A 12,577-nucleotide genomic window follows, 5' to 3' on the forward strand; every position below is an offset into this window, starting at 1 on the left:
ACAGGACGGTGGGGTCATTGTTTATTGTTCATTTCTCGCCACAATCGCCAGTACCTTCTAACCTGAGGTAACGGCAGTCCATGGGTAGCCGCTTGATGTACACAGTTTCGAGAGGCAAGGGCAATGGATTGCAACGTGCCGTTGGTTGGCTCAAGGAATGAGGACTTTAACCAGTATGCAATCGGTCATGAATCCCAAACACCCTGGCCTGTCGGTGCGGGTCGTCGATGACGGCTTCGCTGCGTATATATGGGGCAGTGATTTCAGTTTCGAAGTCAGCGCCTATGGCACCGCGCAGATCGGCCGTCCCGTGAGCCAATGGCTGGTCACGCCCATTGCCCCCTATCAGAAGTGCTATGGCATCGACCCGGAAGAGTTCAGCAGCTTCCACGACGCGCCGGACAGCGAAATCTTCATGGCCTACCTGGACGACCAGCCGGTAGGGCATCTGGTGGTCAGTACCAACTGGAACGGCTTTGCCCACATCGACGAACTGGCGGTGCATGCCCCGGCCCGTCGTCATGGAGTGGCCAAGGCCTTGCTCGACGTGGCGCAATTCTGGAGTCGCAAGAAAAAACTGCCGGGGATCATGCTGGAAACCCAGAACAACAACCTCGGGGCTTGCCGGCTCTATGAGCGCTGCGGTTATGTGCTCGGCGGCATTGATCAGCTGCGCTATCGCGGGATCGACCGGCATACCGCCGAAGTGGCGTTGTTCTGGTACCGGTTGTTCGACGATCCGTTGGGCATGTCGGTCAATGGTTCAGCAACGCCTCGGCTTGTTCCGTAACCAGCTCCAGCAGCGCTTGAAGCGTGGGTGACGGGGGCGTACCGGTCAGGTGCAGGGCGTAGAGGCAGATGGGGATTGCGGGCGACACCGGGCATACGTCCAACCCGCCATTCTTGGCGCCCGAGGCGGTGAAGGGGTCGACGATGGCCAGGCCTTCGCCGGCCTCGACCATGGCCCGCATCATCTGGTGAGTCTGGACGCGGATCTGGATCACCGGCGCCGGGCGCAGCGCTCCGAGTTTGTTGTCGAATGCGGGGCTCAGCGGGTCCTGGCCATCGAGCCCCACCAACGACTGGCCCGCCAGATCCTGAAGCGAAATGTACTTTTGTCGTGGCTGCAGCCAGCCGTGAGGCGCGAGCAATTGCAGTTTGCCCTGGGCGATCATCTGGCAATGGATATCGGGGTGCTCGGGGTCGTGCAGGCTCAGACCCAGGTCGCTGTCGCGCAGCAGCAGGCTGCGGACGATCTCACGGGTCGGCTGGCTCAGCAGCGTGCATGGCGCATCCGGGTAGCGGCGGCGCAGGGCAGCCATGCTGCGGGGCAATAATTGCTGGGCCAGTGGCGGGGTGCAGATGATCCGCAGGGGCGGCGCCTGGTAGTGTTTCAAACTGCTGGCCAAGCGCTGCACCGGCTCAAGGGCGTCATACACGCCGGTGATGCCGTCGCGCAGTTCAAGGGCTTCCCGAGTGGCCTGCAAGCGTCCGCGCACGCTGGCGAACAACATGAAGCCCAGTTGAGCTTCGGCATCGCGCAGGGTCGACTCGACTTCAGCGACCGGCAATTGCAGCCATTCGGCCGCCGTGCCCAGGTGGCCGGTCTGCAGCAGCGCCTGGATCACTTCGATGTGGCGTAGTCGCATGCAAGAAGTCCGTGTGCGGCGGGAGAGCCATTGAATGGCTGAATCCTAACCCAAGTCCGGGCATGACTTCTGCTTATGTCATAAAGCTATTTGCGTTTCGGGTTCGCGCACCAATTCAATGCCGGACTGTACCAGCAGGAACCTGTCCTCATCGAGCTTGCTGACCCGATCACCGATGGCCAGTTTGTAAGTGGTGACAGGCTCCTTGCCGTTTCCGTCCGGCGACGGGGTCGATTCCTGGAATTCATGCACCGAATAGACGCGACCTTCGGCGTCCCGCGCATGAAATTGTCCGACAAGTACTGCTGCCATTGCTTAGAACCTCTGGAAATAGATCACTCGATTTACGGTTCTGTAGACCTTGCCCATGCGCGGTAAGTTTTCCTACAAGAAAAAAATAGTCCAAGCGGCCGGTTTTCGACTTTCCGCTGGTCCAATAATCCGCCCGATCATCTATAAATAGAGTCCCCTTTGATCCCTAGCCGAGAACATCCAATGAGTAATGTCTATACAGTGGCCGTTTTAGTGGGAAGCCTGCGCAAGGCGTCGATCAATCGCAAGTTGGCACTGGCACTGGCGGACCTGGCGCCTGCCAACCTGAAGCTGGAGATCGTCGAGATAGGCGACCTGCCGCTCTACAACGAAGACATTGATGCCTCGCCCCCGGCTGCCTACAGCACCTTCCGCCAACGGGTAGGCGCAGCCGATGCCTTGCTGTTCGTCACCCCGGAGTACAACCGTTCCGTGCCGGCACCGTTGAAGAACGCCATCGACGTCGGTTCGCGTCCCTATGGCCAGAGCTGCCTGAGCGGCAAACCGGGTGCAGTGATCAGCGCATCGCCGGGCGCCATCGGCGGTTTTGGCGCCAATCACCATCTGCGCCAGTCTCTAGTGTTCCTCAATGTGCCGTGCATGCAGCAACCTGAAGGCTACCTGAGCAATGCCGGCACGGCGTTCGATGAGGCGGGTCATGTGTCGGAGTCGGTGAAGCCGTTCCTGCAGACATTCATCAATGCCTATGGTCAGTGGGTCGAGCAGCATAAAAAGGTCTGATGCCCCTGCGATAATCCCGATGGCGAGGGGGCAAGCTCTCTCGCCATGGGTTCATCGGTCACCCCAATCGCCGCTTTACTGAATATTCGGGCTTCCATATATTCGTCCTTCGCTTCCCCAGACTTTTTTCCGTCATGTCCAATCCCCACAATCCCGTCGAGGTCTTCAAGGCCCTGGCCGACGACACCCGAACCCGCATTGCGTTGCTGCTGGCCCGCGAGGGGGAGTTGTGTGTCTGTGAACTCACCGCCGCCCTGGACCTGAGCCAGCCGAAAATCTCCCGGCACCTGGCGCAGTTGCGTCATGCCGACCTGCTCAGTGACCGACGGCAAGGACAGTGGGTCTACTACCGTCTACATCCGCAATTGCCCGCCTGGATCCGCACGTTGCTGGAGCAGGCGCTGGCGGCCAATGCGGCCTGGCTGGCGGCGGATGTCGAGCGCCTGGCGGCGATGGCCGATCGTCCGGTGGCGCGTTGCTGCTGACGTTTCTTATCAATCCCTCCTTCCAAGGCTGTAGCGCATGCTTGTCGCGTCATTGATTTTTCTCCTGACCATTACCCTGGTGATCTGGCAGCCCAAAGGGCTCGGCGTTGGCTGGAGCGCGACGTTCGGCGCGCTGCTGGCGTTGTTGAGCGGGGTGGTGCAGATCAGCGACATCCCTCTGGTGTGGCATATCATCTGGAATGCCACCGGTACCTTCGTCGCGCTGATCATCATCAGCCTGTTGCTGGACGAAGCGGGTTTTTTCGCCTGGGCGGCGCTGCACGTGGCCCGGTGGGGGCGGGGCAGTGGGCGCAAGCTGTTCGCCTACATGGTGCTGCTCGGTGCGCTGGTGTCGGCGTTGTTCGCCAATGACGGCGCGGCGCTGATCCTCACGCCCATCGTGATTTCCATGCTGCTGGCCCTGCGCTTTTCCCCGGCGGCGACCCTGGCTTTCGTGATGGGGGCCGGTTTCATTGCCGACACCGCGAGCCTGCCGCTGGTGGTGTCGAACCTGGTGAATATCGTCTCGGCGGACTTCTTCGGTATCGGCTTCAACCGCTACGCGGCGGTGATGGTGCCGGTGAACCTGGTGGCCGTGGCGGCCAGCCTGGCGATCCTGATGTGGTTTTTCCGCCGCGATATCCCCCGTGACTACGACCCGCATCAACTGGACGATCCGGCGAGTGCCATCCACGACACCGCGACGTTCTATGCCGGCTGGGCCGTGTTGGTGATTCTGTTACTGGGGTGCTTTGCCCTGGAGCCCCTGGGCATTCCCATCAGTGCCATTTCGGCTGTCTGCGCCGCGTTGCTGCTGGCCGTAGCCGCTCGCGGTCACAAGATCTCCACCCGCAAAGCCATGAAGGAAGCGCCGTGGCAGATCGTGATCTTTTCCCTGGGCATGTACCTGGTGGTCTACGGCTTGCGCAATGCCGGACTGACCGACTCCCTGGCCCGCTGGCTCGACGTGTTCGCCGGTTACGGCGTGTGGGGCGCGGCCATGGGCACCGGGGTGTTGACGGCGTTGCTCTCGTCGGTCATGAACAACCTGCCGACGGTGCTGGTCGGTGCCTTGTCCATTGACGCCAGTCATGCCACTGGCGCGGTGAAGGAAGCGATGGTCTACGCCAATGTCATCGGCAGCGACCTGGGGCCGAAGATCACGCCGATCGGCAGCCTGGCAACGCTGCTATGGCTGCATGTGCTGGCGCGCAAGGATATCCGGATTGGCTGGGGCTACTACTTCAAGGTTGGCGTGGTGTTGACGGTGCCGGTGTTGCTGGTGACGTTGGCGGCGTTGGCGTTGCGTTTGTCCTTCTAGACCGTAGCGACGCTATCGCGAGCAGGCTCGCTCCCACAGGGGAGTATGACAAACACAAAACTTGTGTTCACTGAAGATCCATTGTGGGAGCGAGCCTGCTCGCGATGGGGGCCGCCCAGCAGCACAAAACTCAACCATTGCCCGGCACATCCGGCCAAAGATCCGCCACCAGGAACACCCGCTCGGCCTCTTCCCACTCACCTTCGGCGTTTTCACTCAGGCGCACCATCAGTTGTGCGGGCGCCATTGGGTCCAGGGCCATTCGCCAAGCGTCCAGTTGAGCAATGCTCCAGGTCTGCTCCGCCGGATAGTGGGCCGGCGCCAGCCAGGCGGCGCGGGGCAGGGGTTGCCAGCGGCCCGGCGGGCGCTGGGCAATGAACGCCGGCCAGTCCCGTTGGCGCAGCCAACTGCCCCGCAGGTGCCTGGGATGCGCGCCGCTTGGCGGTTCGGCCTGTCCGGGCCAGGGATAGAGCAGGTAGCCCCCCAGCCAGAGCTCGGAGCGAAACAACTCGAGCCCCGACGGTTCAATGCCCAGTGCCCCCAGGGCTTCCCGGCTTTCCGGGCGCGCCGAGATCGGCAGTTGGTGCTCCCGCAGATGAGTCAGTTTACGGTCGAGCCGGTCATGGCAGCCCGGGCCGAGCCACTGCGCGGTGTCCCGGCCATCGCCCTGTTGCGGTCCGAGGTACAGCTTGATCGCCAGTTCCAGGTGATGGATGCCGTCCTTATCGCGCAGCAGCAGGTCGAGTTCACCCAGGGTCTGGCCTTCGCGGCGGATCGGCAGGTTCGCGGCGATCAGCTCGATGCCCGGCGCATGCTGCACAGCAAATTGCCATAGCCGTTCGTAATAGAGGCCCAGGCGCTGGGTTCGTCCCTGGGACAACCAGTGCAGCAGCGGGTAGCTGTCGCGGTCCAGCTGCTGCAGCCAATGTTCCAGTCGGTGGGGGTGTTGCACCCAATCGCTGCCGGTCAGGGGATGACGTTGGGGCCAGGGCGTGTCGATGAGCATCGGCGGGGCGAGTATCACCCACGCAAGATCGCGCACCTCGGGATGGCGCAAGCGGCGGGGCAGGTCCAGCAATTCGGGAAACAGGATCATTTTGCGAGCATAGCCTGTAGAGAAGGCTTAAAGAATTTTGTCTATGGGCCGCTTTCGCCCATAATCGGGTTTTTCGCCCGCCGCAGACCCTCGCAGGAGCCCCATGGAGCAATTTCGCAATATCGGCATCATCGGTCGCCTGGGCAGTTCGCAGGTCCTGGACACCGTTCGCCGCCTCAAACGTTTTCTCCTGGAGCGACACCTGCATGTGATCCTCGAAGATACCATCGCCGAAGTGCTGCCGGGCCATGGCCTGCAGACGTCGTCGCGCAAGATGCTCGGCGAAGTCTGCGACATGGTGATCGTGGTTGGCGGTGACGGCAGCCTGCTGGGGGCCGCACGAGCCCTGGCGCGGCACAACATTCCGGTGCTGGGGATCAACCGCGGCAGCCTCGGTTTCCTCACCGATATCCGCCCCGATGAGCTGGAAACCAAAGTGGCCGAGGTGCTCGACGGCCATTACCTGGTGGAAAACCGCTTCCTGCTGCAAGCCGAGGTTCGCCGTCACGCCGAGGCCATCGGCCAGGGCGACGCCCTCAATGACGTGGTGCTGCACCCCGGCAAATCCACGCGCATGATCGAATTCGAGTTGTACATCGATGGCCAGTTCGTCTGCAGCCAGAAGGCTGACGGCCTGATCGTCGCCACGCCCACCGGTTCCACTGCCTACGCGCTGTCCGCCGGTGGCCCGATCATGCACCCCAAGCTCGACGCTATTGTGATTGTGCCCATGTACCCCCATACCTTGTCTGGGCGACCCATCGTGGTCGATGGCAACAGTGAGCTGAAAATCGTCGTGTCCAAGGATATGCAGATCTACCCGCAAGTGTCCTGCGATGGCCAGAACCATTTCACCTGCGCGCCGGGCGACACCATCACCGTCAGCAAGAAGGCGCAGAAGCTGCGCCTGATCCATCCGCTGGATCACAATTACTACGAAGTCTGCCGGACCAAGCTCGGCTGGGGCAGTCGATTGGGAGGTAGAGGCGACTGATGCTCGATCCTGCGCGCAGTTACGATCTGATCGGTGACGTGCACGGATGCGCCCTGACCCTGGAACACCTGCTGGACCGACTCGGTTACCACAAGCAGGGCGGGGTCTGGCGCCATCCGTCGCGCATGGCCGTGTTCCTGGGCGATATCATCGACCGTGGGCCGCGGATCCGCGAGGCGTTGCATATCGTCCGCGACATGGTCGTGGCCGGCCAGGCGTTGTGCATCATGGGCAACCACGAGTTCAACGCCCTGGGCTGGAGCACACCGGCACTGCCCGGCAGCGGCCAGCGGTATGTGCGTGAACACACGCCGCGCCATGCCCGCCTGCTCAACGAAACCCTGACCCAGTTCGAGCAGTACCCCGACGAATGGCACGATTTCCTCCAGTGGTTCTATGAACTGCCGCTGTTGATCGATGCCGGTCGCTTCCGGGTGGTGCACGCCTGCTGGGACGCCGGCCTGATCGAACCGTTGCGTGGTCTGTTCCCGGACGCCCGGATCGACGAACACTTTCTCCAGGCCTCGGCGCAGACGGGCAGTTTCGCCTGCACGGTGTTCGACCGCCTGCTGCGTGGCACCGACATGCGCCTGCCCCACGGCATGACCCTGACCGGGGGCGATGGCCTGACCCGTTCGTTCTTCCGCACCAAGTTCTGGGAGGACGATCCGAAAACCTACGGGGACATCGTGTTCCAACCCGATGCCTTGCCCGAGCCGGTGGCACGCAGGCCACTGTCCCCGGATGAAAAGAACAACCTGCTGCGCTACGGCGCCGATGAGCCACTGCTGTTTGTCGGTCATTACTGGCGCAGCGGCAAACCCGCGCCGATCCGCGCGAACCTGGCATGCCTGGACTACAGCGCAGTGCTCTACGGCAAGTTGGCCGCCTATCGCCTGGACCAGGAAACCCATCTGGACCCGCACAAGTTCGTCTGGGTCGATGTGGAACGTCCGGAGATGGTCAAATGAGCCTCGTTGCGGTGTTGCGCCTGCCTTTGACCGTGGACCTGAGCGGCTTCGTCAAGCTGTTGCAGCGCATGCAAGTGCCCCATCGCGTCAGCGAAGAAGCGGGCGAGCAGGTGCTTTGGGTGCCGGACGAGATCGGTGAAGATGTGCGCTCCCTGTACGCGCGCTTTCCGGTGGGCGATCCGGAGCAACTGTTGGAACTCCCGACCATGGGCACTGGCTCGCGGCGGCCCGGGATCGTCGAGCAACTGACCCGAAGCCCCGTCACCACCCTGGTGCTGTTGCTGAGCCTGATTGTCAGCGCCGTGACTTTGCTGGGGGACAATCTCCAGGCCCTGCGGTGGCTGACCTTCCTGGAGTTTCGTGTCGTCGGTGACTACATCCAGTTCTCGCCCCTGGCCGACAGCCTGGCGGCGGGGCAGTGGTGGCGCCTGGTGACACCGATGCTGATTCACTTCGGTTTCCTGCACATCGCCATGAATGGCATGTGGTACTGGGAGCTGGGGCGACGGATCGAAGCGCGCCAGGGCAGTATCAACCTGCTCGGGCTGACGCTGCTGTTCAGCTTCGTGTCCAATTTCGTCCAGTATTTGTTCAGCGGTGCGACGCTGTTCGGCGGTTTGTCCGGTGTGTTGTACGGCCTGCTGGGACACTGCTGGATCTATCAACTGCTGTCGCCGAACCCGACTTATCACTTGCCCCGTGGGGTCCTGGTGATGATGCTGGTGTGGCTGGCGCTGTGCCTGTCCGGGCTGGTCTCGATGATCGGTTTCGGAGAAATCGCCAACGGGGCCCACGTCGGCGGCCTGCTCGTCGGCTGCTTCACGGGCTTGTTGGGTGGGCTCTTCGCCCGCCGTAAGATGCCCCGGCAATGATACGAATGCCCCAATAGTCAGCTTTACCTTTTTTTATTATTGGCACTTAAACGAACGCGCGGAGACCCCATGTCCTCGTTCAACGAAATGATCCAGAACATCACCCCGGACATCTACAAAAGCCTGAAGCTGGCCGTGGAAATCGGTAAATGGGCCGATGGCAACAAGCTCACCGCCGAACAGCGCGAGTTGTCGTTGCAGGCAATGATCGCCTGGGAAATCCAGAACCTGCCCGAAGAAGAGCGCACCGGTTACATGGGCCCGCAGGAGTGCCAGTCGAAGTCGATCGAGGTGCCGAACATCCTGTTCAAATCGGATGCCATCCATTGATCGAGATTGGCCGCGGTGCAATCAGCAAGATGTCGGCGCGCCTGGACGGGCCGACCGTTCAATATGCCTTTCGCCTGGGCGATGTCGAGGTGCCGGTCAACCCGTTGATCGGCAGCACGGTGCGCCTGGAGTTTCTTGGTGCGATCCACTGCAGCCACTGCGGGCGCCGGACCAAGACCAGTTTCAGCCAGGGTTATTGCTACCCCTGCATGACCAAGCTGGCGCAATGCGATGTGTGCATCATGAGCCCCGAGCGCTGCCATTTCGACGCGGGCACCTGCCGAGAGCCGGCGTGGGGCGAGCAGTTCTGCATGACCGATCATGTGGTGTACCTGGCCAACTCCTCGGGCGTGAAGGTCGGGATTACCCGCGCCACGCAACTGCCGACCCGCTGGCTGGACCAGGGCGCGAGCCAGGCGTTGCCGATCCTGCGGGTGGCCACGCGTCAGCAGTCGGGGTTCGTCGAAGACCTGTTCCGCAGCCAGGTGGCGGACAAGACCAACTGGCGCGCCTTGCTCAAGGGCGATGCGGTCGCGGTGGACTTGCCGCGGATCCGCGATTCGTTGTTTGAAAGTTGCGCCCAGGGACTGCAGGGCTTGCAGGAACGATTCGGCCTGCAGGCGATCCAGACCATAGCGGACGTTGAACCGCTGGAGATCCGTTACCCGGTGGAGCAATACCCGGCCAAGATCGTCAGCTTCAACCTGGACAAGGACCCGATTGCCGAAGGCACGCTGCTGGGGATCAAGGGCCAGTACCTGATTTTCGACACCGGCGTGATCAACATTCGTAAATACACGGCTTACCAGCTCGCCGTGCATCAGTAGAAGGATTCGACCCATGCGCACCGAACAACCGAAGATGATCTACCTGAAGGACTATCAGGCCCCCGAGTACCTGATCGATGAGACACACCTGACCTTCGAGTTGTTCGAGGACCACAGCCTGGTCCATGCGCAACTGGTGATGCGTCGCAACCCCGAGCGCGGTGCCGGGCTGCCGCCGCTGGTGCTCGACGGGCAGCATCTGGAACTGGTCTCCATCAAGCTCGACGACACCGACCTGGCGTCGGGCGATTACCAGTTGGACGACAGCCACCTGACCTTGCAGCCCAAGGCCCAGGCGTTCACGGTCGACACCACTGTGCGGATCCACCCGGAAACCAATACGGCCCTGGAGGGCCTGTACAAATCCGGCGGCATGTTCTGCACCCAGTGCGAGGCCGAAGGTTTCCGCAAGATTACCTACTACCTCGACCGCCCGGACGTCATGAGCAAGTTCACCACCACCGTGGTGGCCGAGCAGCACAGCTATCCGGTGCTGCTGTCCAACGGCAACCCGATTGCCAGTGGTCCCGGCGAAGACGGCCGGCATTGGGTGACCTGGGAAGACCCGTTCAAGAAACCCGCCTACCTGTTCGCCCTGGTGGCCGGTGACCTGTGGTGCGTCGAAGACACCTTCACCACCATGACCGAACGCACCGTGGCGCTGCGCATCTATGTCGAGCCGGAAAACATCGACAAATGCCAGCACGCCATGACCAGCCTGAAGAAGTCCATGCGCTGGGACGAGGAGGTGTATGGCCGCGAATACGACCTGGACATCTTCATGATTGTCGCGGTCAACGACTTCAACATGGGCGCCATGGAGAACAAGGGCCTCAATATCTTCAACTCCAGCGCGGTGCTGGCCCGTGCCGAAACCGCTACCGATGCCGCGCACCAGCGGGTCGAGGCCATCGTCGCCCACGAGTATTTCCATAACTGGTCGGGCAACCGCGTGACCTGCCGCGACTGGTTCCAGCTGTCGCTCAAGGAAGGCTTCACGGTGTTCCGCGACGCCGGGTTCTCGGCCGACATGAATTCCGCCACCGTCAAGCGCATCCAGGACGTGGCCTACCTGCGTACCCATCAGTTCGCCGAAGATGCCGGCCCCATGGCCCATCCGGTGCGCCCGGACAGCTTCATCGAGATTTCCAACTTCTACACCCTGACCGTGTACGAAAAGGGCTCGGAAGTGGTCGGTATGATCCACACCCTGTTGGGCCCTGAAGGCTTCCGCAAGGGCAGCGATCTCTATTTCCAGCGCCACGACGGCCAGGCCGTGACCTGCGACGATTTCGTCAAGGCCATGGAAGATGCCAACGGCGTCGACCTGACCCAGTTCAAGCGCTGGTACAGCCAGGCCGGTACGCCACGACTGGCGGTCAGCGAGTCCTACGATGCCGCCGCCAAGACCTATAGCCTGACCTTCCGCCAGAGCTGCCCGCCGACCCCGGACAAGGCGGAAAAACTGCCGTTCGTGATTCCCGTCGAGCTGGGCCTGCTGGACAGCCAGGGCGCCGAGATCCCGTTGCGCCTGAGCGGCGAGGCAGCGGCAAACGGCACGTCCCGAGTGATCTCGGTGACCGAAGCCGAACAGACCTTCACCTTCGTCGACATCGCCGAAAAACCGCTGCCGTCCTTGTTGCGAGGCTTCTCGGCGCCGGTGAAGCTGAGCTTCCCGTATGACCGCGACCAATTGATGTTCCTGATGCAGCACGACAGCGACGGCTTCAACCGCTGGGATGCCGGCCAGCAATTGTCGGTGCAGGTGTTGCAGGAACTGATTGCCCAGCATCAGAAGGGCGAGAGCCTGGTGCTGGACCCGCGTCTGATAACTGCCTTGCGCACGGTGCTGTCGGACGAGTCCCTGGATCAGGCCATGGTCGCGGAAATGCTCTCGCTGCCAAGCGAAGCCTATCTGACGGAAATCAGCGAAGTGGCCGACGTCGAGGCGATCCATGCCGCCCGTGAGTTCGCTCGCCAGCAACTGGCCGACAACCTGTTCGAAGCCTTGTGGTTGCGCTACGAGGCCAACCGCGACCTGTCGAAGCGCACGCCTTATGTGGCCGAAGCCGAGCATTTTGCCCGCCGTGCCTTGCAGAACATCGCCTTGTCGTACCTGATGCTGACGGACAAGCCCGAGGTGCTGAGTGCCACCCTGGAGCAGTTCGACAGCGCCGACAACATGACCGAACGCCTCACGGCGCTGGCGGTGCTGGTCAATTCTCCGTTCGAAACCGAGAAGGCCCGGGCGCTGCAAGTGTTCGCGGAAAACTTCAAGGGCAACCCGCTGGTCATGGACCAATGGTTCAGCGTCCAGGCCGGCAGCCCGCTGCCGGGGGGCCTGGCGCGGGTCAAGGCGCTGATGGAGCACCCGGCGTTCAACATCAAGAACCCGAACAAGGTGCGGGCGCTGATCGGTGCGTTCGCCGGGCAGAACCTGATCAACTTCCACGCCGCCGACGGTTCGGGTTACCGCTTCCTGGCGGATCTGGTCATCCAGCTCAACGGCTTCAACCCGCAGATCGCCTCGCGACAACTGGCGCCGCTGACCCGCTGGCGCAAATACGACAGCGCCCGCCAGGCGTTGATGAAAGCCGAGCTGGAGCGCATCCTGGCGTCCGGCGCGCTGTCCAGTGATGTGTTCGAGGTGGTGAGCAAGAGCCTGGCTTGACTCATTGATCGTTCCCACGCAGGCGCACTGATCGTTCCCACGCTCCGCGTGGGAACGCATCTGGTGACGCTCTGCGTCACGCCTCAAAACGGACGCTGAGCGTCGATGGCTGCGTTCCCACGCAGAGCGTGGGAACGATCGATAACTGGAGCGCATCGCAGGCGCCCTGATCGTTCCCACGCTCCGCGTGGGAATGCATCTGGTGACGCTCTGCGTCATGGCCCAAAGCGGACGCTGAGCGTCGATGGCTGCATTCCCACGCAGAGCGTGGGAACGATCGATAACTGGAGCGCATCGCAGGCGCCCTG

General features: G+C 62.1%; 13 protein-coding genes. 10 read left to right on the forward strand and 3 right to left on the reverse strand.

All coding sequences use genetic code 11. From position 1 onward, the window contains the following. Positions 1-175 precede the first annotated feature (175 nt). A complete protein-coding gene (locus ACODTO_RS15815; protein ID WP_139648419.1) occupies positions 176-790 on the forward strand; it encodes a GNAT family N-acetyltransferase in 615 nt (204 codons plus the stop codon). On the opposite strand, the gene ACODTO_RS15820 is transcribed toward ACODTO_RS15815, so the two are convergent. Both ACODTO_RS15820 and ACODTO_RS15825 read right to left on the reverse strand, forming a co-directional pair. Further along, positions 756-1,649 (reverse strand): LysR family transcriptional regulator, encoded by an 894-nt coding sequence (locus ACODTO_RS15820; RefSeq protein WP_489106700.1) that lies wholly within the window; start codon positions 1,647-1,649, stop codon positions 756-758. The two genes, ACODTO_RS15815 and ACODTO_RS15820, sit on opposite strands and share 35 nt — an antisense overlap. Positions 1,650-1,727: 78 nt before the next feature. Then, positions 1,728-1,961: a hypothetical protein gene (locus ACODTO_RS15825; protein WP_024776992.1), complete on the reverse strand. Its 234-nt coding sequence runs from the start codon at positions 1,959-1,961 to the stop codon at positions 1,728-1,730. Positions 1,962-2,144: 183 nt separating this feature from the next. On the opposite strand from ACODTO_RS15825, the gene ACODTO_RS15830 reads away from it, so the two are divergent. The 3 genes from ACODTO_RS15830 to ACODTO_RS15840 all read left to right on the forward strand — a co-directional run bounded on the left by ACODTO_RS15830 (position 2,145) and on the right by ACODTO_RS15840 (position 4,508). Then, positions 2,145-2,702 carry an NADPH-dependent FMN reductase gene (locus ACODTO_RS15830; RefSeq protein WP_139648423.1) on the forward strand — a complete coding sequence of 186 codons (558 nt, stop codon included), beginning with the start codon at positions 2,145-2,147 and terminating at the stop codon, positions 2,700-2,702. A 134-nt stretch (positions 2,703-2,836) separates the two neighbouring features. Then, on the forward strand, positions 2,837-3,187 hold the full coding sequence (locus tag ACODTO_RS15835) for a metalloregulator ArsR/SmtB family transcription factor (RefSeq protein ID WP_139648425.1): 351 nt from the start codon (positions 2,837-2,839) through the stop codon (positions 3,185-3,187). Between the two features lie 37 nt (positions 3,188-3,224). Further along, complete coding sequence (locus ACODTO_RS15840) at positions 3,225-4,508, forward strand: arsenic transporter (RefSeq protein ID WP_139648427.1); 1,284 nt, start codon at positions 3,225-3,227, stop codon at positions 4,506-4,508. A gap of 130 nt (positions 4,509-4,638) precedes the next feature. Here the strand turns inward: ACODTO_RS15840 and ACODTO_RS15845 are convergent, their stop codons facing one another. Further along, a complete protein-coding gene (locus ACODTO_RS15845; RefSeq protein WP_175385699.1) occupies positions 4,639-5,604 on the reverse strand; it encodes a DUF1853 family protein in 966 nt (321 codons plus the stop codon). A 103-nt stretch (positions 5,605-5,707) separates the two neighbouring features. On the opposite strand from ACODTO_RS15845, the gene ACODTO_RS15850 reads away from it, so the two are divergent. From ACODTO_RS15850 to pepN, 6 genes are all read left to right on the forward strand, one after another. Then, complete coding sequence (locus ACODTO_RS15850; RefSeq protein WP_024776985.1) at positions 5,708-6,598, forward strand: NAD(+) kinase; 891 nt, start codon at positions 5,708-5,710, stop codon at positions 6,596-6,598. Next, a complete protein-coding gene (locus ACODTO_RS15855; RefSeq protein ID WP_373682516.1) occupies positions 6,595-7,569 on the forward strand; it encodes a metallophosphoesterase in 975 nt (324 codons plus the stop codon). The genes ACODTO_RS15850 and ACODTO_RS15855 overlap by 4 nt, the downstream gene beginning before the upstream one ends. After that, complete coding sequence (locus ACODTO_RS15860) at positions 7,566-8,441, forward strand: rhomboid family intramembrane serine protease (RefSeq protein ID WP_175385700.1); 876 nt, start codon at positions 7,566-7,568, stop codon at positions 8,439-8,441. The genes ACODTO_RS15855 and ACODTO_RS15860 overlap by 4 nt, the downstream gene beginning before the upstream one ends. 69 nt (positions 8,442-8,510) lie before the next feature. Then, the gene (locus tag ACODTO_RS15865; protein ID WP_041024166.1) at positions 8,511-8,771 is read left to right on the forward strand and encodes a YeaC family protein; all 261 of its coding nucleotides are present in this window, start codon (positions 8,511-8,513) and stop codon (positions 8,769-8,771) included. Beyond that, entirely contained in the window at positions 8,768-9,598 is an 831-nt protein-coding gene (locus ACODTO_RS15870; protein WP_024776981.1) for a DUF2797 domain-containing protein, read from the forward strand. Before ACODTO_RS15865 ends, ACODTO_RS15870 begins: the two co-directional genes overlap by 4 nt. Positions 9,599-9,611: 13 nt before the next feature. After that, the gene (gene pepN, locus ACODTO_RS15875) at positions 9,612-12,269 is read left to right on the forward strand and encodes an aminopeptidase N (RefSeq protein ID WP_139648435.1); all 2,658 of its coding nucleotides are present in this window, start codon (positions 9,612-9,614) and stop codon (positions 12,267-12,269) included. Positions 12,270-12,577 lie beyond the last annotated feature (308 nt).

This window comes from Pseudomonas sp. FG13, from assembly GCF_057809755.1.

Bases quoted from the DNA above. Each gene is read 5' to 3' on its own strand.
- ACODTO_RS15835 (WP_139648425.1), top strand. From the start codon at position 2,837: ATGTCCAATCCCCACAATCCCGTCGAGGTCTTCAAGGCCCTGGCCGAC.
- ACODTO_RS15830 (WP_139648423.1), top strand. From the start codon at position 2,145: ATGAGTAATGTCTATACAGTGGCCGTTTTAGTGGGAAGCCTGCGCAAG.
- ACODTO_RS15865 (WP_041024166.1), top strand. From the start codon at position 8,511: ATGTCCTCGTTCAACGAAATGATCCAGAACATCACCCCGGACATCTAC.
- ACODTO_RS15820 (WP_489106700.1), bottom strand. From the start codon at position 1,649: ATGCGACTACGCCACATCGAAGTGATCCAGGCGCTGCTGCAGACCGGC.
- ACODTO_RS15840 (WP_139648427.1), top strand. From the start codon at position 3,225: ATGCTTGTCGCGTCATTGATTTTTCTCCTGACCATTACCCTGGTGATC.
- ACODTO_RS15845 (WP_175385699.1), bottom strand. From the start codon at position 5,604: ATGATCCTGTTTCCCGAATTGCTGGACCTGCCCCGCCGCTTGCGCCAT.
- ACODTO_RS15860 (WP_175385700.1), top strand. From the start codon at position 7,566: ATGAGCCTCGTTGCGGTGTTGCGCCTGCCTTTGACCGTGGACCTGAGC.
- ACODTO_RS15850 (WP_024776985.1), top strand. From the start codon at position 5,708: ATGGAGCAATTTCGCAATATCGGCATCATCGGTCGCCTGGGCAGTTCG.
- ACODTO_RS15825 (WP_024776992.1), bottom strand. From the start codon at position 1,961: ATGGCAGCAGTACTTGTCGGACAATTTCATGCGCGGGACGCCGAAGGT.
- pepN (WP_139648435.1), top strand. From the start codon at position 9,612: ATGCGCACCGAACAACCGAAGATGATCTACCTGAAGGACTATCAGGCC.
- ACODTO_RS15815 (WP_139648419.1), top strand. From the start codon at position 176: ATGCAATCGGTCATGAATCCCAAACACCCTGGCCTGTCGGTGCGGGTC.